Origin of the sequence: Streptomyces sp. enrichment culture (assembly GCF_964272895.1) — a bacterium.
GTDB lineage: Bacteria > Actinomycetota > Actinomycetes > Streptomycetales > Streptomycetaceae > Streptomyces.
In genome coordinates this window covers 1,309,589-1,333,062 of sequence record NZ_OZ186832.1, presented here as the reverse complement: position 1 = coordinate 1,333,062, position 23,474 = coordinate 1,309,589, and the positions used below count along the sequence as shown (strand labels likewise).

Here is a 23,474-nt window from a genome sequence, read left to right as displayed (position 1 = left end):
CGACGTGAACCGGCCGCCCGCCACCGGTTGCGGGCGGGCCGGGGCGCTGCTCCCGGACGCCCCGCGGGAGCCCGGTTCTCGGGCGGGGGGAGAAAGACGGGCGCCGGGGGTGCCCGGCGGTCGTCGGCGTGCGCGCGTGGCTACGATGGGCCAGCCGGTGGCCAGCAGGGGCCGCGCGGCGACAGCGACCCTTTGGAAGGCCATGCTGAACAAGTACGCGCGTGCATTCTTCACGCGTGTCCTCACACCGTTCGCCGCGTTTCTGATCCGCAGGGGCGTCAGCCCCGACACGGTCACCCTGATCGGCACCGCCGGTGTGGTCGCGGGCGCGCTGGTCTTCTTCCCCCGGGGCGAGTTCTTCTGGGGCACGATCGTGATCACGCTGTTCGTGTTCTCCGACCTGGTCGACGGCAACATGGCCCGCCAGCTGGGCCGCTCCAGCCGCTGGGGCGCGTTCCTGGACTCCACGCTGGACCGGGTCGCGGACGGCGCCATCTTCGGCGGCTTCGCCCTGTGGTACGCGGGCTCGGGTGACGACAACGTGCTGTGCGCGGTGTCGATCTTCTGCCTGGCCAGCGGCCAGGTGGTGTCGTACACCAAGGCCCGCGGCGAGTCGATCGGCCTGCCGGTGGCCGTCAACGGGCTGGTGGAGCGCGCCGAGCGGCTGGTGATCTCGCTGGTGGCGGCGGGGCTCGCGGGCATGCACGCGTTCGGCGTCCCCGGCATCGACGTGCTGCTGCCGATCGCCCTGTGGCTGGTCGCCGTGGGCAGCCTGGTCACGCTGATCCAGCGGGTCGTCACGGTCCGCCGGGAGTCCGCCGAGGCGGAGGCGGCGGAGGGGAACGCCGCGCCGGAGGGCTCCCAGGGGGCGGAGAATGCCTCTCGGGGGAGTGAGGCGGCGAAGTGAGCGCTTCGGAGCGTCTGACGGACGCGCTGTACGGGCTCGGCTGGAGCACGGTCAAGAAGCTCCCCGAGCCGGTCGCCGTGCGCCTGGGCCGCACCATCGCGGACGCGGCCTGGAAGCGCCGCGGCAAGGGCGTACAGCGCCTGGAGAGCAACTACGCGCGCGTGGTGCCCGACGCGAGCCCTGAGCGGCTGGCCGAGCTGTCCCGCGCGGGCATGCGCTCCTACCTGCGCTACTGGATGGAGTCCTTCCGGCTGCCCGCGTGGAGCGCCGAGCGGATCAGGAACGGCTTCGACCCCAAGGACGTGCACCACCTCACCGACGGTCTCGCCTCCGGCCGGGGCGTCGTCCTGGCGCTGCCGCACCTGGCCAACTGGGACCTCGCCGGCGCCTGGGTCACCACCGAGCTCCGGACGCCGTTCACGACGGTCGCCGAGCGCCTGAAGCCGGAGTCGCTCTACGACCGTTTCGTCGCCTACCGCGAGGGCCTCGGCATGGAGGTCCTGCCGCACAGCGGCGGCTCCGCGTTCGGCACGCTGGCCCGCAGGCTGCGCGACGGCGGCCTGGTCTGCCTGGTCGCCGACCGCGACCTGTCCTCCTCCGGCGTGGAGGTGGACTTCTTCGGGGCGACCGCCCGGATGCCCGCGGGGCCCGCGCTGCTGGCCCAGCAGACCGGCGCGCTGCTGCTGCCGGTCACCCTCTGGTACGACCACTCGCCCGTCATGCGGGGCCGGGTGCATCCGCCGATCGAGGTGCCCGAGTCAGGTACGCGCGCCGAGAAGACGTCTGTCATGACACAGGCGCTGGCCAACGCCTTCGCCACCGGCATCGCGGAGCACCCGGAGGACTGGCACATGCTGCAACGGCTGTGGCTCGCCGACCTCGATCCCCAGGCCGGCCCGGCTCCCGGCCCGGCCGCCGACCCGGCGAAGGGGTCCTCGTGAGGATCGGCATCGTCTGCCCGTACTCCTGGGACGTGCCGGGCGGCGTCCAGTTCCACATCCGTGACCTCGCCGAGTACTTCATCCGGCTCGGGCACGAGGTGTCCGTCCTGGCCCCGGCCGACGACGACACCCCGCTGCCGCCGTACGTGGTCTCCGCGGGCCGTGCGGTGCCGGTGCCGTACAACGGCTCGGTGGCCCGCCTGAACTTCGGCTTCCTGTCGGCCGCGCGGGTGCGGCGCTGGCTGCACGACGGCGAGTTCGACGTCGTCCACATCCACGAGCCGACCTCGCCGTCGCTGGGGCTGCTCACCTGCTGGGCGGCGCAGGGGCCGATGGTCGCCACGTTCCACACGTCCAACCCGCGCTCCAAGGCGATGATCGCCGCGTACTCGATCCTCCAGGCCGCGCTGGAGAAGATCAGCGCCCGGATCGCGGTCAGCGAGTACGCCCGGCGCACGCTGGTGGAGCATCTGGGCGGGGACGCGGTCGTGATCCCCAACGGCGTCGACGTGGACTTCTTCGCGGGGGCCGAGCCCAAGGCGGAGTGGCAGGGCGAGACGATCGGCTTCATCGGCCGTATCGACGAGCCCCGCAAGGGCCTGCCCGTGCTGATGCGGGCGCTGCCGAAGATCTTCGCCGAGTATCCCAAGGCGCGGCTGCTGGTCGCCGGGCGCGGGGACGAGGAGGAGGCCGTCGCCGGGCTGCCGGAGGAGCTGCGCCCGCGCGTGGAGTTCCTCGGCATGATCAGCGACGAGGACAAGGCGCGGCTGCTGCGCAGCGTCGACCTGTACGTCGCTCCCAACACCGGCGGCGAGAGCTTCGGCATCATCCTCGTCGAGGCGATGTCCGCGGGCGCCCCCGTCCTCGCCTCCGACCTCGACGCCTTCGCCCAGGTCCTCGACCAGGGCGCGGCCGGCGAACTCTTCGCCAACGAGGACCCGGACGCCCTCGCCGACGCCGCCGTACGGCTCCTCGGCGACCCCACCCGCCGCGCCGAGCTGCGCGAGCGGGGCATGACCCACGTCCGCCGCTTCGACTGGTCGACCGTGGGCGCGGACATCCTCTCGGTCTACGAGACGGTCACGGCGGGCGCGGCAGCGGTGGCCACCGACGAACGCGAACCCGGATCGGGGCTCAGGGCACGCTTCGGCTTGGCCCGCGACTGAGGGTGGGGCGCGGGGGCGGTGAGGTCTGAGGGACGCTGGGGTTGAGGCGCGGCGGCGTTGTGCGACCGGTGGGTCGAGCGCGGGGCGCTGTGCGACGGTGGGCTGAGGCGCGGAGGCTTTGAGGGACGGGCGGAGGCGGCCGGGCCGGCCGCGCGGCGACTCGGCGGCGCCGGCCTCTCGGCCTCGCAGGTACCGGCCGGACCCTACCCCTCCGGCGCCCCTGAGGGCGGCCTCTGGGCGGCGGGGCTGCCCCTGCGGGGCGCGGCGGCCTAGGCGCGGTGGCCCCGCCGCTCCGGCACCCGCGTGGCGGCATCGTTCCTCCGGCACCAGCGGGGTGTCCCCGCCCCTTCCCGCGCCCATAGGGCAGGTTCTGCACGGCGGGCCTGGCCCTTCCCGCGCCCGCGCGGCGGCTTTGGCACGGTGGCCCGCTCTCTCCGGGACCCGCGCGGGCGGCTTCCGGGCAGCGTGCAGGCCCTCTCCGCGCGCCCGTACGGCAGGTTCTGCACGGCGGGCCTGCCCGTCCCAGCGCCCGCGCGACGGCCTTGGCACGGCGGCCCGCTCTCTCCGGGACCCGTACGGGCGGCTTCCGGGCAGCGTGCAGGCCCTTTCCGCGCGCCCGTACGGCAGGCTCTGCACAGCGGGCCTGCCCCTCCCCGCGCCCGCGCGGCAGCCTCTACACGGCGGCCCGCCCCCTCCCGCGCCCGCGCGGCGGCCTCGGCTCGGCGGCCCTCTGCTCCGCGCCCATAGCGCAGCCCGGCACCGCGAGTCCGCCGCTCCGCCCCCCCACGGTGGCCCCGCTTCCTCCCGCGCCCGCGCGGCGGCGCCGCGGTCGGCCGGGGCGGTGGCTCCTCGGGTCTCGGGGCTCGCGCTAGCCTTGCCGCCCGTGACACCAACGCTCATCTGGATCCTCGTCGCCCTCGTGGCCATCGGCCTGTACCTGAGCTGGACGGCCGGGCGGCTGGACCGGCTGCACGCCCGTATCGACGCCGCCCGCGCCGCACTGGACGCGCAGTTGCTTCGCCGGGCCTCCGTCACCCAGGAGGTGGCCACGTCGGGCGTGCTCGACCCGGCCGCCTCGATCGTCCTGTACGAGGCCGCGCACGCCGCCCGGCAGGCCGAGGAGGAGCACCGGGAGGTCGCGGAGAGCGAGCTGAGCCAGGCGCTGCGGGCCGTGTTCGAGGACGCGGCGCAGGTGGAGGCGGTACGGGTGGCGCCCGGCGGCGAGGAGGCCGCGCGGGAGCTCACCGAGGCGGTTCGCCGCGTACCGATGGCCCGCCGGTTCCACAACGACGCCGTCGGCGCGGCCCGCCGGCTGCGCGAGCACCGCAAGGTCCGCTGGTTCCGGCTGGCCGGCCACGCCCCGTTCCCGATGGCCTTCGAGATGGACGACGAGCCACCCGCGGCCCTGGCGGACCGCGCGTCCTGAGTCACCCGCCGCTGCTCGTCCCACCCGCCTGACCAGCACTTTTCGCCCCACCGCCCGCCGCCTGGCCGAAAGCGCGCGCCGCGCCCGGCGAAAAAACGATCCACCGGCTTTCCATTGGCCCTTGTTGTGGCCTGGTCCGTTCACGTTTCCTCAGTGATGCAGATATCCTCTTTTCACCTTCTGTGAGGTCAACCCGTGTCCATCACCGAGAACCAGGCTCCCGCCACCGGCACCGCCCGCGTCAAGCGCGGCATGGCCGAGCAGCTCAAGGGCGGCGTCATCATGGACGTCGTCACGCCGGAGCAGGCGAAGATCGCCGAGGACGCGGGCGCCGTGGCCGTCATGGCCCTGGAGCGCGTCCCGGCCGACATCCGCAAGGACGGCGGCGTGGCCCGTATGTCCGACCCGGACATGATCGAGGGCATCATCAACGCCGTCTCCATCCCGGTGATGGCCAAGTCCCGCATCGGCCACTTCGTCGAGGCCCAGGTCCTGCAGTCCCTCGGCGTCGACTACATCGACGAGTCCGAGGTCCTCACCCCGGCCGACGAGGTCAACCACTCCGACAAGTGGGCCTTCACCACCCCCTTCGTCTGCGGTGCCACCAACCTGGGCGAGGCCCTGCGCCGCATCGCCGAGGGCGCCGCGATGATCCGCTCCAAGGGCGAGGCCGGCACCGGCAACGTCGTCGAGGCCGTCCGCCACCTGCGCCAGATCAAGAACGAGATCGCCAAGCTGCGCGGCTTCGACAACAACGAGCTGTACGCCGCCGCCAAGGAGCTGCGCGCCCCGTACGAGCTCGTCAAGGAGGTCGCCGAGCTCGGCAAGCTGCCGGTCGTGCTGTTCTCCGCCGGTGGCGTGGCCACCCCGGCCGACGCCGCCCTGATGCGTCAGCTCGGCGCCGAGGGCGTCTTCGTCGGCTCCGGCATCTTCAAGTCCGGCGACCCGGCCAAGCGCGCCGCCGCCATCGTGAAGGCCACCACCTTCTACGACGACCCGAAGATCATCGCGGACGCCTCCCGCAACCTGGGCGAGGCCATGGTCGGCATCAACTGCGACACCCTCCCCGAGACCGAGCGTTACGCCAACCGCGGCTGGTAATCACCCCATGACGAACGAAGCCCCTGTCATCGGCGTCCTGGCCCTCCAGGGCGACGTACGGGAGCACCTCATCGCCCTGGCCGCGGCCGACGCCGTGGCCAGGCCGGTCAGGCGCCCCGAGGAGCTCGCCGAGGTGGACGGCCTCGTCCTCCCCGGCGGCGAATCCACCACCATCTCCAAGCTGGCCGTCCTCTTCGGCGTGATGGAGCCCCTTCGCGCGCGCGTGCGGGCGGGCCTGCCCGTCTACGGCACCTGCGCCGGCATGATCATGCTCGCCGACAAGATCCTCGACCCGCGCTCGGGCCAGGAGACCATCGGCGGCATCGACATGATCGTGCGCCGCAACGCCTTCGGCCGCCAGAACGAGTCCTTCGAGGCCGCGCTCGACGTCAAGGGCATCGCGGGCGACCCCGTCGAGGGCGTCTTTATCCGCGCCCCCTGGGTCGAGTCCGTGGGCGCCGGCGCCGAGGTGCTCGCTGAGCACGACGGCCACATCGTCGCGGTCCGCCAGGGCAACGCGCTGGCCACGTCGTTCCACCCGGAACTGACCGGCGACCACCGCGTGCACTCGCTGTTCGTCGACATGGTGCGCGCGAACCGGGAAGCCGGATCCTTGTAGGATCTCTGGCGTTCGTTTATCTGGATGGGTTACGCGAAGGAGACAGGCAGATGTCCGGCCACTCTAAATGGGCCACGACGAAGCACAAGAAGGCCGTCATCGACGCCAAGCGCGGCAAGCTCTTCGCGAAGCTGATCAAGAACATCGAGGTCGCGGCCCGGATGGGCGGAGCGGACCCGGACGGCAACCCGACGCTGTACGACGCCATCCAGAAGGCGAAGAAGAGCTCGGTCCCGAACAAGAACATCGACTCCGCGGTCAAGCGCGGCGCCGGTCTCGAGGCCGGTGGCGCCGACTACGAGACGATCATGTACGAGGGCTACGGCCCGAACGGCGTCGCGGTGCTCATCGAGTGCCTCACCGACAACCGCAACCGCGCCGCCTCCGAGGTCCGCGTCGCCATGACCCGCAACGGCGGCTCCATGGCCGACCCGGGCTCGGTGTCGTACCTCTTCAACCGCAAGGGCGTCATCATCGTCCCCAAGGGCGAGCTGACCGAGGACGACGTCCTCGGCGCCGTCCTGGACGCCGGCGCCGAGGAGGTCAACGACCTCGGCGAGAACTTCGAGGTCATCAGCGAGGCCACCGACCTGGTCGCGGTCCGCACCGCCCTCCAGGAGGCCGGCATCGACTACGACTCCGCGGAGGCCAACTTCGTCCCGACCATGCAGGTCGAGCTGGACGAGGAGGGCGCCAAGAAGATCTTCAAGCTGATCGACGCGCTGGAGGACAGCGACGACGTGCAGAACGTCTTCGCCAACTTCGACGTCAGCGACGAGGTCATGGAGAAGGTCGACGCGTAACGGGCCGCGCGCGAACGGATTCAGGCGGGCCGGTGGGACACACCCCACCGGCCCGCCGCCGTTGTCAGTGGCACCCGATAGCCTGCACAAACAGGTGAGCGAAGCGGAGGGGGCACAGTGCGCGTACTCGGGGTGGACCCCGGACTGACCCGGTGCGGGGTGGGCGTGGTCGACGGCGTCGCCGGGCGACCGCTGACCATGCTCGGCGTGGGCGTCGTGCGCACCCCCGTCGACGCCGACCTCAGCCACCGCCTCCTCGCCGTCGAGCAGGGCCTGGAGACCTGGCTCGACGAGCACCGACCCGAATACGTCGCCGTGGAGCGCGTCTTCAGCCAGCACAACGTACGGACGGTGATGGGCACCGCCCAGGCCAGCGCCGTCGCCATGCTGTGCGCCGCCCGCCGCGGCATCCCCGTCGCCCTGCACACCCCCAGCGAGGTCAAGGCCGCCGTCACCGGCAGCGGCCGCGCCGACAAGGCACAGGTCGGCGCCATGGTCACCCGCCTGCTCCGGCTCGACGCCCCGCCCAAGCCGGCCGACGCCGCCGACGCCCTCGCGCTCGCCATCTGCCACATCTGGCGGGCCCCCGCGCAGAACCGACTCCAGCAGGCCGTCGCCCTGCACTCAGCCACAGCACCGAACAAGACAGTGAAGGGCCGTACGGCATGATCGCCTTCGTCAGCGGCACAGTGGCCGCACTCGCTCCGGACGCCGCGGTCGTCGAGGTCGGCGGCGTCGGCATGGCCGTCCAGTGCACGCCGAACACGCTGTCCACCCTCCGGCTCGGCCAGCCCGCCAAGCTGCACACCTCCCTGGTCGTCCGTGAGGACTCCCTCACCCTGTACGGCTTCGCCGACGACGACGAGCGCCAGGTCTTCGAACTGCTCCAGACCGCAAGCGGCGTCGGCCCGCGGCTCGCCCAGGCGATGCTCGCCGTGCACACCCCCGACGCCCTGCGCCGCGCGGTGGCCACGGGCGACGAGAAGGCCCTCACCGCCGTCCCCGGAATCGGCAAGAAGGGCGCCCAGAAGCTGCTCCTGGAACTGAAGGACCGCCTCGGCGAACCCGTCGGCGCCCCCGTGGTCGGCGCTCCGGTCACCCAGGGCTGGCGCGACCAGCTGCACGCCGCCCTGATCGGCCTGGGCTACGCCACCCGCGAGGCCGACGAGGCCGTGGCCGCCGTCACCCCGCAGGCCGAGGCCGCCGACGGCACACCCCAGGTCGGCCAGCTCCTCAAGGCCGCCCTCCAGACGCTGAACAGAGCGCGCTAGCCGAAGAGGCGCCACAGTGCGCCCGAGCCGCAGACAGCGACTGGGCGCGCGAGCCGAGGACGCCGACCACGGCACCCGAGCCGAGCGGCACCCGAACCGAGCGGCACCCGAGCCGAGCGGCACCCCGGCCGAGCGGCACCGCCCCCGGCACCGCGCCCCCACCGTCGTAGGACCATCGGACCCCGAACCCCGAGGCACACCACATGAACTGGGACGACACGACCGACGCCTCCGCCCCCGAGCGGCTGGTGGGCGCTGTCGCCGACCGCGAGGACCAGGCCGTCGAAGCCGCCCTGCGCCCCAAGGACCTGGGCGAGTTCATCGGCCAGGAGAAGGTCCGCGAACAGCTCGACCTCGTGCTGCGGGCCGCCCGCGCGCGCGGCGCCACCGCCGACCACGTCCTGCTCTCCGGTGCCCCCGGCCTCGGCAAGACCACCCTGTCGATGATCATCGCCGCCGAGATGGGCGCCCCCATCCGGATCACCTCGGGCCCGGCCATCCAGCACGCCGGCGACCTCGCGGCCATCCTCTCCTCCCTCCAGGAGGGCGAGGTGCTCTTCCTCGACGAGATCCACCGCATGTCCCGGCCCGCCGAAGAGATGCTGTACATGGCGATGGAGGACTTCCGGGTCGACGTGATCGTCGGCAAGGGCCCCGGCGCCACCGCCATCCCGCTCGAACTGCCGCCCTTCACCCTGGTCGGCGCCACCACCCGCGCGGGTCTGCTGCCGCCCCCGCTGCGCGACCGCTTCGGCTTCACCGCGCACATGGAGTTCTACGAACCCGCCGAGCTCCAGCGCGTCGTGCACCGCTCGGCGAGCCTCCTCGACGTCGAGATCGACACCGCCGGCGCCGCCGAGATCGCCGGCCGCTCCCGCGGCACGCCCCGTATCGCCAACCGACTGCTGCGCCGGGTGCGCGACTACGCCCAGGTCAAGGCCGACGGGGTGATCACCAGAGACATCGCCTCGGCGGCGCTGGCCGTCTACGAGGTCGACGCGCGCGGCCTCGACCGGCTCGACCGCGCCGTGCTCGAGGCCCTGCTGAAGCTGTTCGGCGGCGGCCCGGTCGGGCTGTCCACGCTCGCCGTGGCGGTGGGGGAGGAGCGTGAGACCGTCGAGGAGGTCGCCGAACCGTTCCTGGTCAGGGAGGGGCTGCTCGCCCGCACCCCCCGCGGCCGGGTCGCGACCCCCGCCGCCTGGGCCCACCTCGGCCTCACCCCGCCCCGCGCGGCGGGCGGGGGAAACGGACAACAGGACCTGTTCGGGACGTGACGGAGCGGGACGGACGCCCGCGGGACACGGATCGGCGCGGGATTCGCGACGTCAGGAACCCAGGTGCCATGCTGAGCGTTGTTCCATGCGCGCGGACTCGCTTAGACTCCGCCGATGCCGCCCGTGCCGGACGGCATGCATACCCCCAACCATCAGGCCGCACACCATCGCGGTCGTGTGAAGGAAGTTCCGACCCGTGAGTCTCGTGACCCTCCTCCCGTTCATCGTGCTCATCGGGGCCATGATCCTGATGACCCGGTCGGCCAAGAAGAAGCAGCAGCAGGCCATCGACATGCGGAACCAGATGCAGCCCGGTTCCGGCGTCCGCACCATCGGGGGCATGTACGCGACGGTCAAGGAGGTCAACGAGGACACGGTCCTCCTCGACGCCGGTCCGGGCGTCGAGCTCCTGTTCGCCAAGAACGCCATCGGTGCCGTCCTGTCCGACGACGAGTACAACCGCATCGTCCACGGCATCGAGCACGACCTGAAGTCCGACGTCGTCCCGGACGACGCCTCGTCCCTCACCGAGTCCGACGAGTCCGCCGGCTCTGCCGCCGCCTCCGACGAGACGCACGTCGACCTCGGCAAGAAGGACACGGACGAGGAGCCGTCCGCGGACGCCGCCGAGGTGAAGGCGGAAGAGCCGAAGAAGACCGACGGCGACTCCGACGCGAAGTAGCCCTGTCCCGGAGCGCGCGGCCCCGTACCGTGCGCCCCGGGACACGTGTCTCTCGTTCAGGGGATCCCGACACCATGTCATGGCCGCCCGCCCGCCGACCCGGCGCGAGGCGGCCCGAGAGGGAGTACGAGAAGGTGGCAGCACCTAAAAAGGGCCGGAACGCGAGCGCCCAGAGCAAGCCGGGGCGCTCGCTGGCCCTGATCCTGATCGCCATCGTGGCGCTCACCGGCGGCATGTTCGCCGCCGGGACCACGACCCCGCGCCTTGGTATCGATCTCGCCGGTGGCACGAGCATCACGCTTGAGGCGAGGAGCGACCAGGAATCCGCGATCAACAAGAAGAACATGGACACCGCGGTCGACATCATGAACCGCCGTGTCAACGGCCTGGGCGTGTCCGAGGCGGAGGTCCAGACCCAGGGCAACCGCCACATCATCGTCAACATCCCCAAGGGCACCAACTCCAAGCAGGCCCGCGAGCAGGTCGGCACCACCGCCAAGCTGTACTTCCGGCCCGTACTCCAGAGCGAGGTCTCCGGCGGCGCCGCGCCGACCCCGAGCGCGAGCCCCAGCGGCAGCCCGAGCGCCAGCCCCAGCGGCAGCGCCACCCCGAGCCCCTCCGCCTCCGCGAGCGGCACCGGGGAGGCGAGCCCGTCCGCGAGCGCCACCACGCAGGGCCGCGCCCTCACGGACGCCCTGAAGGCCGACCCCACGCCCTCGGCGAGCGGCTCGCCCTCCGGCTCCCCGAGCGCCACGCCGTCCCCCGACGGCGGCACCGCCGACCTCCAGGCCCAGTTCGCCGCGCTGAACTGCGCCGACCCCAAGCAGCGCGCCCAGGCCGGCAAGGGCGCCAAGCCCGAGGCCCCGACCGTCGCCTGCGGCCAGGACGGCGATGTGTGGACCAAGTTCGTGCTCGGCCCGGTCGCCGTCGACGGCACCGAGGTCAAGAAGGCCGAGGCGTCCCTCGACACGCAGAGCGGCCTCGGCTGGAAGGTCCTGATGGACTTCACCGGCAGCGGCGAGAAGAAGTTCGCCAAGATCACCGGTGAGCTGGCCACCAAGGCGTCTCCGCAGAACGAGTTCGCCATCGTCCTCGACGACAAGGTCGTCTCGCACCCGTACGTCCGCCAGGCCATCACCGGCGGCAACGCGGAGATCTCCGGCAACTTCCAGCAGCAGGACGCCGAGGAACTCGCCAACATGCTGTCCTACGGCGCGCTCCCGCTGTCCTTCAGGGAGGCCAGCGTCACCACCGTGACGGCCGCGCTCGGCACCGACCAGCTGCACGCCGGTCTCCTGGCCGGCGCCATCGGTCTCGGCCTGGTCGTGCTCTACCTGGTCGTGTACTACCGCGGCCTGTCGCTCGTCGCCATCGCCTCGCTGCTGGTCTCGGCGGCGCTCACCTACGTGATCATGTCGCTGCTCGGCCCGGCCATCGGCTTCGCGCTGAACCTGCCGGCCGTCTGCGGCGCCATCGTCGCCATCGGTATCACCGCGGACTCGTTCATCGTGTACTTCGAACGCATCCGGGACGAGATCCGCGAGGGCCGTTCGCTGCGCCCCGCCGTCGAGCGGGCCTGGCCGCGCGCCCGTCGCACCATCCTGGTCTCCGACTTCGTGTCCTTCCTGGCCGCCGCGGTGCTCTTCGTGGTCACGGTCGGCAAGGTCCAGGGCTTCGCGTTCACGCTGGGTCTGACCACGCTGCTCGACGTCGTGGTCGTCTTCTTCTTCACCAAGCCGCTGATGACGATCCTCGCCCGCGGGAAGTTCTTCGGAGGCGGTCACAAGTGGTCGGGCCTCGACCCGAAGAGCCTGGGTGCCAAGCCGCCGCTGCGCCGTACCCGTCGCCCCGTCACCGTCGACCCGAAGGAGGCGTGAGATGTCGAAGCTCGGCAACCTCGGCGCCCGACTGCACCGCGGTGAGGTCAGCTACGACTTCATCGGCCACCGCAAGCTCTGGTACGGCATCTCCGTCCTGATCACCATCACGGCCATCGTCGGCCTGGCGGTGCGCGGACTGAACATGGGCATCGACTTCCAGGGCGGTGCCATCTTCACCACCCCGAAGACCAGCGTCTCGGTCTCCCAGGCCGAGGAGTACGCCAACGAGGCGTCCGGCCACCACGCGGTCGTGCAGAAGCTCGGCAACGGCACGATGCGCATCCAGATCGCCGGCATGGACACCCAGCAGTCCGACCGGATCAAGGAAGAGCTCGCCAAGGACTTCAAGGTCGACTCCGAGAAGATCGCCGCCGACCTGGTCGGTCCGAGCTGGGGCGACCAGATCGCCAACAAGGCATGGCAGGGCCTGGCCGTCTTCATGGTCCTCGTGGTGATCTATCTGGCGATCGCGTTCGAATGGCGCATGGCCATCGCGGCGCTCGTCGCCCTGATCCACGACATCACCATCACCGTGGGCATCTACGCCCTGGTGGGCTTCGAGGTCACACCGGGCACGGTGATCGGTCTGCTGACGATCCTCGGTTACTCGCTCTACGACACGGTCGTCGTCTTCGACAGCCTCAAGGAGCAGACGAAGGACATCACCAAGCAGAGCCGCTGGACCTACAGCGACATCGCCAACCGGTCGATCAACGGCACGCTGGTGCGTTCGATCAACACCACGGTGGTGGCGCTGCTGCCGGTGGCCGGCCTGCTGTTCATCGGTGGCGGTGTGCTCGGCGCGGGCACGCTCAACGACATCTCGCTGTCGCTGTTCGTCGGCCTCGCGGCCGGTGCGTACTCCTCGATCTTCATCGCCACGCCGCTCGTCGCGGACCTCAAGGAACTTGAGCCGCAGATGAAGTCGCTGCGCAAGCGGGTGCTCGCCAAGCGCGCCCAGGGCGGGGACCAGGCCGAGCCGTCGCCCGCCGTCACCGACGAGGCGTACGACGAGGACGCCGCTCCGGCGGTCGTCGGCCCGCGCGACCAGTCCGCGCCGCGCAGCCGCAGCGGCCGCGGCCGGCCGTCGGGGAAGCGGCGATGACCGAGATCAGGGAGCTGCTGCTCAGCCGCATCCGGGAGGTGGCCGACTACCCCGAGCCGGGCGTGATGTTCAAGGACATCACCCCGCTGCTCGCGGACCCGGCCGCGTTCACCGCGCTCACCGACGCGTTCGCGGAGATCGTCGAGCGCACCGGTGCCACCAAGGTCGTCGGTCTGGAGGCGCGAGGCTTCATCCTCGGCGCCCCGGTCGCCGTCCGCGCGGGCGTCGGCTTCATCCCGGTGCGCAAGGCGGGCAAGCTCCCCGGCGCGACCCTCAGCCAGGCGTACGACCTGGAGTACGGCTCGGCCGAGATCGAGGTGCACGCCGAGGACCTCACCGCCGCCGACCGTGTCCTGGTCGTCGACGACGTCCTGGCCACCGGCGGCACCGCCGAGGCATCGCTCCAGCTGGTCCGGCGCGCCGGCGCCCAGGTCGCGGGCGTCGCCGTCCTGATGGAGCTCAGCTTCCTGGAGGGCCGCACCCGCCTGGCGGCGGCCCTGGACGGGGCACCGCTGGAAGCGCTGCTCACGGTCTGACCGGTTCACGGCGACGACGGGCGCCCCGGGCTCCGGCCCTGGGCGCCCGTTTCCGTTGCCGGGCGCCGGACACGAGGTTCCGCGCACCCTCAACGAGGTCTGCGCCCCCTGCGAGCCATGCGCCCCCCACGAGGTCTGCGCCCCCCGCGCCCCCCGCGAGGTCTGGCCCCCGCTACGAGGTCCGCGCACCCCTACGAGCTTCTGCACCCCGAGAAGACCCCGCTCAAGGGCGCGCCACTCCGACACAGCGTCATCCACCGCCCCCGTAACACCAGGTCACAGCGGTCCCAGCCCGCCCCGCAGGAAACCGGCGCCCGGCCGGGCCACCCCACCGGCACCGTCCGCACTTCGGCCTGAAGGCGATCCTGGAGCCCAGGCTCGCTACCATGGGGTTTCCGGAGCCTGACCGGGGGACCCGGAACGCGCACGAGGAGCCCTCTTGTCAGACGAGGCCCAGCACCTGACCGCCGCCAAGCCCGAGCGCGCCTCGGAGCAGCCGGCCCCGCCCGCGTCGCACGCGAAGAACGACACCCGCGGGACGGCGGAGCACGCCCAGTCCGCGCCCGCCGAACGCCCCGCGGAGCCCGCGCGCCCCAAGCCGGCCCCCGCGCCTCCCGCGCGCAGCGCCCCCGCGCCCACGCCCCCGATCCGCCCGACGGCCCCCCAGCCGCCCGCCCGCTCCGGCTCCTCCAACCGGGTCCGCGCCCGCCTCGCCCGCCTCGGCGTGCAGCGCGCCAACCCCTACAACCCGGTGCTGGAACCGCTGCTGCGGATAGTGCGCAGCAACGACCCCAAGATCGAGACGGCGACCCTGCGCCAGATCGAGAAGGCGTACCAGGTCGCCGAGCGCTGGCACCGCGGCCAGAAGCGCAAGAGCGGCGACCCGTACATCACCCACCCCCTCGCGGTGACCACGATCCTCGCCGAGCTCGGCATGGACCCGGCCACCCTGATGGCGGGCCTGCTGCACGACACCGTCGAGGACACCGAGTACGGCCTGGAAGATCTGCGCCGCGACTTCGGCGACGTGGTCGCCCTGCTCGTCGACGGCGTCACCAAGCTGGACAAGGTCAAGTTCGGCGAGGCCGCCCAGGCCGAGACCGTGCGCAAGATGGTCGTCGCCATGGCCAAGGACCCCCGCGTCCTGGTCATCAAGCTCGCCGACCGCCTGCACAACATGCGCACCATGCGCTACCTCAAGCGCGAGAAGCAGGAGAAGAAGGCGCGCGAGACCCTGGAGATCTACGCGCCGCTCGCCCACCGCCTGGGCATGAACACCATCAAGTGGGAGCTGGAGGACCTCGCCTTCGCGATCCTCTACCCCAAGATGTACGACGAGATCGTCCGCCTGGTCGCCGAGCGCGCCCCCAAGCGCGACGAGTACCTGGCCATAGTGACCGACGAGGTCCAGCAGGACCTGCGCGCGGCCCGTATCAAGGCGACGGTCACCGGCCGCCCGAAGCACTACTACAGCGTCTACCAGAAGATGATCGTCCGCGGCCGTGACTTCGCGGAGATCTACGACCTGGTGGGCATCCGCGTCCTCGTGGACACCGTCCGCGACTGCTACGCGGCCCTCGGCACCGTGCACGCGCGCTGGAACCCGGTCCCCGGCCGGTTCAAGGACTACATCGCGATGCCGAAGTTCAACATGTACCAGTCGCTGCACACCACGGTCATCGGCCCCAACGGCAAGCCGGTCGAGCTCCAGATCCGCACGTTCGACATGCACCGCCGCGCCGAGTACGGCATCGCCGCGCACTGGAAGTACAAGCAGGAGGCCGTCGCCGGGGCGTCGAAGGTGCGCACGGACGCGCCGAAGTCGTCCGGCAAGGACAAGGACGCCATCAACGACATGGCGTGGCTCAGGCAGCTCCTCGACTGGCAGAAGGAGACCGAGGACCCCAGCGAGTTCCTGGAGTCGCTGCGCTTCGACCTCTCCCGCAACGAGGTCTTCGTCTTCACCCCCAAGGGCGACGTCATAGCACTCCCCGCCGGCGCCACCCCGGTGGACTTCGCCTACGCCGTCCACACCGAGGTCGGCCACCGCACCATAGGAGCCCGGGTCAACGGCCGTCTGGTGCCGCTGGAGTCCACGCTGGACAACGGCGACCTGGTGGAGGTGTTCACCTCCAAGGCCGCGGGCGCCGGACCGTCCCGTGACTGGCTGGGCTTCGTCAAGTCGCCCCGCGCCCGCAACAAGATCCGCGCCTGGTTCTCCAAGGAGCGCCGCGACGAGGCCATCGAGCAGGGCAAGGACGCCATCGTCCGCGCGATGCGCAAGCAGAACCTGCCGATCCAGCGCATCCTCACCGGCGACTCGCTCGTCACGCTCGCCCACGAGATGCGCTACTCGGACATCTCCGCCCTGTACGCGGCGATCGGCGAGGGCCATGTCTCCGCGCAGCACATCGTGCAGAAGCTCGTCCAGGCATTCGGCGGCGAGGAGGCGGCCACCGAGGAGATCGACGAGAGCGTGCCGCCCAGCCGTGGGCGCGGCCGCAAGCGCCGCTCCAGCGCGGATCCGGGTGTGGTCGTCAAGGGCGTCGACGACGTGTGGGTCAAGCTGGCCCGCTGCTGTACGCCTGTCCCCGGCGACCCGATCATCGGCTTCGTCACCCGCGGTAGTGGCGTATCGGTTCACCGCAGCGACTGCGTCAACGTGGAGTCACTGTCCCGCGAGCCCGAGCGCATCCTCGACGTCGAGTGGGCCCCCACCCAGTCCTCGGTGTTCCTGGTCGCCATCCAGGTCGAGGCCCTGGACCGCTCCCGGCTCCTCTCCGACGTCACCCGCGTCCTGTCCGACCAGCACGTCAACATCCTCTCCGCGGCCGTCCAGACCTCCCGCGACCGCGTGGCCACCTCCCGCTTCACCTTCGAGATGGGCGACCCCAAGCACCTGGGCCACGTCCTGAAGGCCGTACGCGGCGTGGAGGGCGTCTACGACGTGTACCGCGTGACCTCCGCCCGCAGCCGCTCGTAGCAGCGGAGCGGTACGGACCCGAACGCTCCGCGGCCGCCGCACGGACACGAAGAAGGGGCTCCCCTCGGGGAGCCCCTTCACTCATGCGGCGGACGTCAGCCGCCGAACTCCTGCAGACCCTTCAGCGCCTGGTCCAGCAGCGCCTGGCGGCCCTGAAGCTCCTTCTCCAGCTTGTCGGCGCGGGCGTTGTTGCCCTGGGCGCGCGCCTGCTCGATCTGGCCCTTCAGCTTGTCCACGGCGGCCTGCAACTGACCGGTCAGACCCTCGGCACGCGCGCGTGCCTCCGGGTTCGTCCGGCGCCACTCGGCCTCCTCGGCCTCCTGGATGGCCCGCTCGACCGCGTGCATGCGGCCCTCGACCTTCGGCCGGGCGTCCCGCGGCACATGGCCGATGGCCTCCCAGCGCTCGTTGATCGCACGGAACGCGGCCCGCGCCGCCTTCAGATCCGTGACCGGGAGGATCTTCTCGGCCTCCTCGGCCAGCTCCTCCTTCAGCTTGAGGTTCTCCGCCTGCTCCGCGTCCCGCTCGGCGAACACCGAGCCGCGGGCGGCGAAGAACACGTCCTGGGCACCGCGGAAGCGGTTCCACAGGTCGTCCTCGTGCTCGCGCTGGGCACGGCCGGCGGCCTTCCACTCGGCCATCAGCTCGCGGTAGCGCGCGGCCGTCGGACCCCAGTCCGTGGAGCCGGACAGCGCCTCGGCCTCCGCGACCAGCCGCTCCTTGGTCTTACGGGCCTCCTCGCGCTGCGCGTCCAGCTGCGCGAAGTGGGCCTTGCGACGCTTGGAGAACGCCGACCGGGCGTGCGAGAAGCGGTGCCACAGCTCGTCGTCCGACTTGCGGTCGAGCCGGGGCAGCCCCTTCCACGTGTCCACCAGGGCCCGCAGCCGCTCACCGGCCGCCCGCCACTGGTCCGACTGCGCCAGCTGCTCGGCCTCGGCGACCAGCGCCTCCTTGGCCTGGCGGGCCTCGTCGGCCTGCTTCGCACGCTGCGCCTTGCGCTCCTCGCGCCGCTTGTCGACCAGCTCCGCGAGCTTGTCCAGCCGGGTCCGCAGGGCGTCCAGATCGCCGACCGCGTGGTGCGCGTCCACCTGCTCGCGCAGATGGCCGATGGCGGTGTGGGCGTCCTTCGCGGACAGGTCGGTGGTCTTCACTCGCTTCTCGAGGAGGCCGATCTCGACAACCAGGCCCTCGTACTTGCGCTCGAAGTAGGCCAGCGCCTCGTCAGGGGAGCCGGCCTGCCAGGAACCGACGACCTTCTCGCCGTCGGCCGTACGCACGTACACGGTCCCCGTCTCGTCGACGCGGCCCCACGGGTCGCTGCTCACAGCGCCTCCTCCACATGATGCCTGCGGGGGGCCTCAGCTCCCCCGGGCATCGTCCACAGTTTCGTCACGGCCAACATAGGCGACCGGCGGGGCGCCTGTCCGCATCCCGCGCGACCGAAGTTCCGCAGATGAGGGTCAGGATTCGGTGACCGTCGCCTTGTCGATCACCACGGTCGCGTTCGGCGTGCCGTCACCGCCGCCCGTGTTCTCGCCCGCCGCCGCGATCTTCTTCAGGACCGTCATGCCGTCCTTCGACACGGTACCGAACGGGGTGTAGCTGGGCGGCAGCTTACTGTCCTGGTAGACGAGGAAGAACTGGCTGCCGCCGGAGTGCGGCTGACCGGTATTCGCCATCGCCACCGTGCCCGCCGGGTACACGCCGCCCTTGAGGCGCTTGTCCTTCAGGTTCTCGTCCGGGATGGTGTAGCCCGGTCCGCCGCTGCCGCTGCCCGTCGGGTCGCCGCACTGGAGCACGAAGATGCCGTTGGTGGTGAGCCGGTGGCACTTGGTGTGGTCGAAGTAGCCCTTGCCCGCCAGGAAACTGAACGAGTTCACGGTGTGCGGAGCGGCCGCCGCGTCCAGCGCGATGTCGATGTCACCGCAGGTCGTCGCGAGCTTCATCGTGTACTTCGCCGACTTGTCGATGGTGACCGCCGGCTCCTTCTTCCAGGTCTGCGTCTTGACCTTGCCCGCGGCCGGCTTGTCGCAGGGGTCCTTCACCGCGCTGGGCGTCGGGTCCGCGGTCGCGCCCGCGTTCGCCTTGTCGTCCTTGTCGTCCTTCAGGGCCCCGGTCGTGTACAGCGCCAGGCTGCCCACCAGGACCACGCCGAGCACCGAGGCGATCACCGAGTTGCGGACCTTCGCTTTCCGCCGTGCCTCGGTGCGCCGCTGCTGCTGCCGCAAGAACTTCTCCCGGGCGAGCTGCCGCCGCCGCTGTTCCTGGGTGACCACCGGGTTCTCTCCTCGTACGTCCGTCTGTGTGTGCCCCGTACCGTATATGGGTTCGCTGTGGAATCGGCAGCGCCGGTAGGCTCTGACCTCAGGCGCAGCCCATGCGCAAGCCGCCCGAACCGACACAAACGAAGGACGAACGTGCTCATTGCGGGGTTCCCCGCCGGGGCCTGGGGGACGAACTGCTACCTCGTCGCCCCCGCCGCCGGTGAGGAGTGCGTGATCATCGACCCGGGCCACCAGGCGGCCCCTGGAGTCGAGGAAGCACTCAAGAAGCATCGGCTCAAGCCCGTCGCCGTCGTCCTCACCCACGGCCACATCGACCATGTGGCCTCGGTCGTCCCGGTCTGCGGAGCGCACGACGTACCGGCCTGGATCCACCCCGAGGACCGGTACATGATGAGCGACCCCGAGAAGGCGCTCGGCCGGTCCATCGGCATGCCGCTGATGGGCGAGCTGACCGTGGGGGAGCCGGACGACGTCAAGGAACTGACCGACGGCGCAAGGCTGGAGCTGGCCGGTCTGGAGCTGACCGTGTCGCACGCGCCCGGCCATACCAAGGGGTCGGTGACCTTCGGCATGCCCGAGGCGGCGGACATCCCGCCGATCCTGTTCTCGGGCGACCTGCTGTTCGCCGGCTCCATCGGACGCACCGACCTGCCCGGCGGTGACATGGCCGAGATGCTCGACTCGCTGGCCCGCGTGTGCCTGCCGCTCGACGACTCGACCGTGGTGCTGTCCGGCCACGGCCCCCAGACGACCATCGGCCAGGAGCGCGCCACCAACCCGTATCTGCGGAAGGTGGCCACCGGCCAGGGAGCGGGTGCCGACACCCCTCCCCGACGAGGAATGTGACGAGAGACCTTCCGTGAGCACCTTCAAGGCCCCCAAGGGCACCTACGACCTTCTGCCGCCGGACAGCGCCAAGTTCCTGGCGGTCCGCGAGGCCATCGCCGCCCCGCTGCGCAACTCCGGCTACGGCTACATCGAGACGCCCGGCTTCGAGAACGTCGAGCTCTTCGCGCGCGGCGTCGGTGAGTCCACCGACATCGTCACCAAGGAGATGTACGCCTTCGAGACCAAGGGCGGCGACAAGCTGGCCCTGCGCCCCGAGGGCACCGCGTCCGTGCTGCGCGCCGCCCTGGAGGCCAACCTGCACAAGGCGGGCAACCTCCCGGTCAAGCTCTGGTACTCCGGCTCGTACTACCGCTACGAGCGCCCCCAGAAGGGCCGCTACCGGCACTTCTCCCAGGTCGGCGCCGAGGCGATCGGCGCGGAGGACCCGGCCCTGGACGCCGAGCTGATCATCCTGGCCGACCAGGCGTACCGCTCGCTGGGCCTGAGCGACTTCCGCATCCTGCTCAACAGCCTGGGCGACAAGGAGTGCCGCCCCGTCTACCGGGCCGCCCTCCAGGAGTTCCTGCGCGGCCTCGACCTCGACGAGGACACCCTGCGCCGCGCCGAGATCAACCCGCTGCGCGTCCTGGACGACAAGCGCGAGTCGGTCCAGAAGCAGCTCGGCGACGCCCCGCTGCTGCGCGACTACCTGTGCGACGCCTGCAAGGCGTACCACGAGGAGGTCCGCGAGCTGATCACGGCCGCCGGTGTCGCCTTCGAGGACGACCCGAAGCTGGTCCGCGGCCTGGACTACTACACCCGCACGACCTTCGAGTTCGTCCACGACGGTCTGGGCTCCCAGTCCGCGGTGGGCGGCGGCGGCCGCTACGACGGCCTGTCGGAGATGATCGGCGGCCCCGCCCTGCCGTCCGTCGGCTGGGCCCTCGGCGTCGACCGCACGGTCCTCGCCCTGGAGGCCGAGGGCGTCGAGCTCGCGCTGCCCGCGTCCACCAGCGTCTTCGCCGTCCCGCTCGGCGAGGAGGCCCGCCGGGTGCTGTTCGCGAAGGTGACCGAGCTGCGCAAGCTGGGCGTCGCGGCGGACTTCTCCTACGGCGGCAAGGGCCTGAAGGCGGCGATGAAGGCGGCCAACCGCTCCGGCGCGGGCTATGCCCTGGTCGCCGGCGAGCGCGACCTCGCCGAGGGCGTCGTCCAGCTCAAGGACATGCAGTCCGGCGAGCAGACGGCGATCGCCCTCGACCGGATCGTCGCCGAGCTCCAGCAGCGGCTCGGCTGAACCACGCGCGCGTGGAGGGGCGTCCGGCTGCCGGGCGCCCCTTCCGCGTTCCCGCACGCCTGTCCGGAACCGAACGCTCCCGGCTGAACCGACGTACATCCTTATGGTGAGCGAACGGTGCGCTTACGCCCGTGTGCGGCACAATGTGCCGTGCCCGAAGATGTTCCACGTCTCAAGTGACGGAATCGGTGTGATGAGCAGGACGACAGTGCAGGACGTCTCCACCGAGCCCGAGCCCCGCCCGGCCGCCGCGGAGCCGCGCACGGTCGGCGGCAGCCGGGGCCTCGCCCTGCTGCTCGTGATCACGGGCGCGGCGGGCCTGCTGGCCGCCTGGGTCATCACGCTCGACAAGTTCAAGATCCTTGAGGCGAAGGCCCGGGGCGAGACGTTCACGCCGAGCTGCAGCCTGAACCCGATCATCTCCTGCGGCAATGTGATGGAGAGCGACCAGGCGTCCGTCTTCGGCTTCCCGAACCCGATGCTCGGCCTCGTCGCCTACGGCATCGTCATCTGCGTCGGCATGAGCCTGCTCGCCCGCGCCCGCTTCCCGCGCTGGTACTGGCTGACCTTCAACGCGGGCACCCTCTTCGGCGTCGGCTTCTGCACCTGGCTGATGGTCCAGTCGCTGTACGAGATCAACGCGCTGTGCCTGTGGTGCTCGCTGGCCTGGGTCGCCACGATCGTCATGTTCTGGTACGTGACCTCGTTCAACGTCCGCAACGGCTTCCTGCCCGCCCCCGCCGGCCTGAGGACGTTCCTCGCCGAGTTCACCTGGGCGCTGCCGGTCACCCACATCGGCATCATCGCCATGCTGATCCTCACCCGCTGGGGCAGCCAGCTCTGGGCCTGAGCCGGGGGCGTTGTCAGTGGGGTGATTTAGGGTTTCAGCGTGGAGCCCGATCTGTTCACCGCCGCAGCCGAAGAGCGCCAGGAGAAGGACCCGACGAGCAGTCCCCTGGCGGTCCGCATGCGCCCGCGCACCCTCGACGAGGTGGTGGGCCAGCAGCACCTGCTCAAGCCCGGCTCCCCGCTGCGCCGACTGGTCGGCGAGGGCGCCGGGGGACCGGCCGGACCCTCCTCGGTGATCCTGTGGGGCCCGCCCGGCACCGGCAAGACCACGCTGGCCTATGTCGTCTCCAAGGCCACCAACAAGCGCTTCGTGGAGCTGTCCGCGATCACCGCCGGCGTCAAGGAGGTCCGCGCGGTCATCGACGGCGCCCGCCGCGCCACCGGGGGCTACGGCAAGGAGACCGTCCTCTTCCTCGACGAGATCCACCGCTTCAGCAAGGCCCAGCAGGACTCCCTCCTGCCCGCCGTCGAGAACCGCTGGGTCACCCTGATCGCCGCGACCACCGAGAACCCGTACTTCTCGGTGATCTCCCCCCTGCTGTCCCGCTCCCTGCTGCTCACCCTGGAGCCGCTGACCGACGACGACGTGCGCGGCCTGCTCCGGCGCGCCCTCACCGACGAGCGCGGCCTGAGGAGCGCCGTCACGCTCCCCGAGGAGTCCGAGGACCACCTCCTGCGCATCGCCGGCGGCGACGCCCGCCGCGCCCTGACCGCCCTGGAGGCGGCCGCCGGGGCCGCCCTGGACAAGGGCGAGGGGGAGATCTCCCTGACCACGCTGGAGGAGACGGTCGACCGCGCGGCGGTGAAGTACGACCGCGACGGCGACCAGCACTACGACGTGGCCAGCGCCCTGATCAAGTCCATCCGCGGCTCCGACGTGGACGCGGCCCTGCACTACCTGGCCCGGATGATCGAGGCCGGCGAGGACCCCCGCTTCATCGCCCGCCGCCTGATGATCTCCGCCAGCGAGGACATCGGCCTCGCCGACCCGAACGCCCTGCCCATCGCGGTGGCCGCGGCCCAGGCCGTCGCCATGATCGGTTTCCCCGAGGCCGCCCTCACCCTCAGCCACGCCACCATCGCCCTCGCCCTCGCCCCCAAGTCCAACTCCGCCACCACCGCGATCGGCGCCGCCCTGGACGACGTCCGCAAGGGACTGGCCGGACCCGTGCCGCCGCATCTGCGGGACGGGCACTACAAGGGCGCGGCCAAGCTGGGGCACGCCCAGGGGTACGTGTATCCGCACGACCTCGCCGAGGGCATCGCCGAGCAGCAGTACGCGCCGGACGCCCTCAAGGACCGCGAGTACTACACCCCGACCCGGCACGGGGCGGAGGCGCGGTACGCGGACGCGGTGGAGTGGACCCGCAAGCACCTCGGTCGCAGAGGGTCGTGAGAAGCCTGTAGACTGCTCCGAAGTGCTGTGTCCCGTGCTGTCAGAGCGGGACGGTCAGCCGGAACCCCCAGCGGGTTCCAGGAGCGTCGCGCACCGTCGAACGGTGTCGCGGGCAGCCCACCACCACC

21 protein-coding genes are annotated in these 23,474 nt (G+C 71.4%); 19 read left to right on the top strand and 2 right to left on the bottom strand.

The annotated features are described in order from the left end of the window. Positions 1 to 145: 145 nt before the first annotated feature. The 15 genes from pgsA (at position 146) to ACSU6M_RS05920 (ending at position 16,694) form a co-directional block, all read left to right on the top strand. Positions 146 to 907 carry a phosphatidylinositol phosphate synthase gene (gene pgsA, locus ACSU6M_RS05990; protein WP_437075017.1) on the top strand — a complete coding sequence of 254 codons (762 nt, stop codon included), beginning with the start codon at positions 146 to 148 and terminating at the stop codon, positions 905 to 907. After that, a complete protein-coding gene (locus tag ACSU6M_RS05985) occupies positions 904 to 1,848 on the top strand; it encodes a phosphatidylinositol mannoside acyltransferase (protein WP_437067689.1) in 945 nt (314 codons plus the stop codon). Before pgsA ends, ACSU6M_RS05985 begins: the two co-directional genes overlap by 4 nt. Then, positions 1,845 to 3,014 (top strand): glycosyltransferase family 4 protein, encoded by a 1,170-nt coding sequence (locus tag ACSU6M_RS05980; protein ID WP_437067687.1) that lies wholly within the window; start codon positions 1,845 to 1,847, stop codon positions 3,012 to 3,014. Before ACSU6M_RS05985 ends, ACSU6M_RS05980 begins: the two co-directional genes overlap by 4 nt. Before the next feature lie 883 nt (positions 3,015 to 3,897). Beyond that, positions 3,898 to 4,440 (top strand): hypothetical protein, encoded by a 543-nt coding sequence (locus ACSU6M_RS05975; protein ID WP_437067685.1) that lies wholly within the window; start codon positions 3,898 to 3,900, stop codon positions 4,438 to 4,440. Positions 4,441 to 4,635: 195 nt separating this feature from the next. Further along, entirely contained in the window at positions 4,636 to 5,541 is a 906-nt protein-coding gene (pdxS, locus tag ACSU6M_RS05970; protein WP_093718978.1) for a pyridoxal 5'-phosphate synthase lyase subunit PdxS, read from the top strand. A 7-nt stretch (positions 5,542 to 5,548) separates the two neighbouring features. Continuing rightward, positions 5,549 to 6,160, top strand: a complete 612-nt coding sequence (gene pdxT, locus ACSU6M_RS05965) for a pyridoxal 5'-phosphate synthase glutaminase subunit PdxT (protein WP_437067683.1) — start codon at positions 5,549 to 5,551, stop codon at positions 6,158 to 6,160. Between the two features lie 50 nt (positions 6,161 to 6,210). After that, positions 6,211 to 6,963: a YebC/PmpR family DNA-binding transcriptional regulator gene (locus tag ACSU6M_RS05960; RefSeq protein WP_437067682.1), complete on the top strand. Its 753-nt coding sequence runs from the start codon at positions 6,211 to 6,213 to the stop codon at positions 6,961 to 6,963. A gap of 117 nt (positions 6,964 to 7,080) precedes the next feature. Continuing rightward, positions 7,081 to 7,632, top strand: coding sequence for a crossover junction endodeoxyribonuclease RuvC (ruvC, locus tag ACSU6M_RS05955; protein WP_437067680.1), 552 nt, complete (start codon positions 7,081 to 7,083; stop codon positions 7,630 to 7,632). Further along, the gene (gene ruvA, locus ACSU6M_RS05950; RefSeq protein WP_437067678.1) at positions 7,629 to 8,234 is read left to right on the top strand and encodes a Holliday junction branch migration protein RuvA; all 606 of its coding nucleotides are present in this window, start codon (positions 7,629 to 7,631) and stop codon (positions 8,232 to 8,234) included. The genes ruvC and ruvA overlap by 4 nt, the downstream gene beginning before the upstream one ends. A 203-nt stretch (positions 8,235 to 8,437) precedes the next feature. Next, on the top strand, positions 8,438 to 9,508 hold the full coding sequence (ruvB, locus tag ACSU6M_RS05945; RefSeq protein ID WP_437067676.1) for a Holliday junction branch migration DNA helicase RuvB: 1,071 nt from the start codon (positions 8,438 to 8,440) through the stop codon (positions 9,506 to 9,508). Positions 9,509 to 9,704: 196 nt separating this feature from the next. After that, on the top strand, positions 9,705 to 10,190 hold the full coding sequence (gene yajC / locus ACSU6M_RS05940) for a preprotein translocase subunit YajC (RefSeq protein ID WP_437067675.1): 486 nt from the start codon (positions 9,705 to 9,707) through the stop codon (positions 10,188 to 10,190). A gap of 134 nt (positions 10,191 to 10,324) precedes the next feature. After that, a complete protein-coding gene (secD, locus tag ACSU6M_RS05935) occupies positions 10,325 to 12,067 on the top strand; it encodes a protein translocase subunit SecD (RefSeq protein WP_437067674.1) in 1,743 nt (580 codons plus the stop codon). A 1-nt stretch (position 12,068) separates the two neighbouring features. Further along, a complete protein-coding gene (gene secF, locus ACSU6M_RS05930; RefSeq protein WP_437067672.1) occupies positions 12,069 to 13,175 on the top strand; it encodes a protein translocase subunit SecF in 1,107 nt (368 codons plus the stop codon). Next, positions 13,172 to 13,711 (top strand): adenine phosphoribosyltransferase, encoded by a 540-nt coding sequence (locus ACSU6M_RS05925; RefSeq protein ID WP_437067670.1) that lies wholly within the window; start codon positions 13,172 to 13,174, stop codon positions 13,709 to 13,711. Before secF ends, ACSU6M_RS05925 begins: the two co-directional genes overlap by 4 nt. 439 nt (positions 13,712 to 14,150) lie before the next feature. Beyond that, positions 14,151 to 16,694: a RelA/SpoT family protein gene (locus ACSU6M_RS05920; protein ID WP_437067668.1), complete on the top strand. Its 2,544-nt coding sequence runs from the start codon at positions 14,151 to 14,153 to the stop codon at positions 16,692 to 16,694. 95 nt (positions 16,695 to 16,789) lie between these two features. Here the strand turns inward: ACSU6M_RS05920 and ACSU6M_RS05915 are convergent, their stop codons facing one another. Then, positions 16,790 to 18,019 carry a DUF349 domain-containing protein gene (locus tag ACSU6M_RS05915; protein ID WP_437067667.1) on the bottom strand — a complete coding sequence of 410 codons (1,230 nt, stop codon included), beginning with the start codon at positions 18,017 to 18,019 and terminating at the stop codon, positions 16,790 to 16,792. Between the two features lie 135 nt (positions 18,020 to 18,154). Further along, positions 18,155 to 18,970 carry a peptidylprolyl isomerase gene (locus ACSU6M_RS05910; RefSeq protein WP_437067665.1) on the bottom strand — a complete coding sequence of 272 codons (816 nt, stop codon included), beginning with the start codon at positions 18,968 to 18,970 and terminating at the stop codon, positions 18,155 to 18,157. A 141-nt stretch (positions 18,971 to 19,111) separates the two neighbouring features. On the opposite strand from ACSU6M_RS05910, the gene ACSU6M_RS05905 reads away from it, so the two are divergent. The 4 genes from ACSU6M_RS05905 to ACSU6M_RS05890 all read left to right on the top strand — a co-directional run bounded on the left by ACSU6M_RS05905 (position 19,112) and on the right by ACSU6M_RS05890 (position 23,346). After that, positions 19,112 to 19,825 (top strand): MBL fold metallo-hydrolase, encoded by a 714-nt coding sequence (locus ACSU6M_RS05905; protein ID WP_437067663.1) that lies wholly within the window; start codon positions 19,112 to 19,114, stop codon positions 19,823 to 19,825. 13 nt (positions 19,826 to 19,838) lie between these two features. Next, the gene (gene hisS / locus ACSU6M_RS05900; protein ID WP_437067662.1) at positions 19,839 to 21,101 is read left to right on the top strand and encodes a histidine--tRNA ligase; all 1,263 of its coding nucleotides are present in this window, start codon (positions 19,839 to 19,841) and stop codon (positions 21,099 to 21,101) included. Positions 21,102 to 21,294: 193 nt separating this feature from the next. After that, positions 21,295 to 21,951: a vitamin K epoxide reductase family protein gene (locus tag ACSU6M_RS05895; RefSeq protein ID WP_437067660.1), complete on the top strand. Its 657-nt coding sequence runs from the start codon at positions 21,295 to 21,297 to the stop codon at positions 21,949 to 21,951. A 39-nt stretch (positions 21,952 to 21,990) separates the two neighbouring features. Continuing rightward, on the top strand, positions 21,991 to 23,346 hold the full coding sequence (locus ACSU6M_RS05890; protein WP_437067658.1) for a replication-associated recombination protein A: 1,356 nt from the start codon (positions 21,991 to 21,993) through the stop codon (positions 23,344 to 23,346). Positions 23,347 to 23,474 lie beyond the last annotated feature (128 nt).

What these genes read in the sequence shown, in the direction of transcription:
- pgsA (WP_437075017.1), top strand. Translation starts at nt 146, where the DNA reads ATGGGCCAGCCGGTGGCCAGCAGGGGCCGCGCGGCGACAGCGACCCTT.
- pdxT (WP_437067683.1), top strand. Translation starts at nt 5,549, where the DNA reads ATGACGAACGAAGCCCCTGTCATCGGCGTCCTGGCCCTCCAGGGCGAC.
- ACSU6M_RS05960 (WP_437067682.1), top strand. Translation starts at nt 6,211, where the DNA reads ATGTCCGGCCACTCTAAATGGGCCACGACGAAGCACAAGAAGGCCGTC.
- secF (WP_437067672.1), top strand. Translation starts at nt 12,069, where the DNA reads ATGTCGAAGCTCGGCAACCTCGGCGCCCGACTGCACCGCGGTGAGGTC.
- ruvA (WP_437067678.1), top strand. Translation starts at nt 7,629, where the DNA reads ATGATCGCCTTCGTCAGCGGCACAGTGGCCGCACTCGCTCCGGACGCC.
- ACSU6M_RS05925 (WP_437067670.1), top strand. Translation starts at nt 13,172, where the DNA reads ATGACCGAGATCAGGGAGCTGCTGCTCAGCCGCATCCGGGAGGTGGCC.
- ACSU6M_RS05895 (WP_437067660.1), top strand. Translation starts at nt 21,295, where the DNA reads ATGAGCAGGACGACAGTGCAGGACGTCTCCACCGAGCCCGAGCCCCGC.
- ruvB (WP_437067676.1), top strand. Translation starts at nt 8,438, where the DNA reads ATGAACTGGGACGACACGACCGACGCCTCCGCCCCCGAGCGGCTGGTG.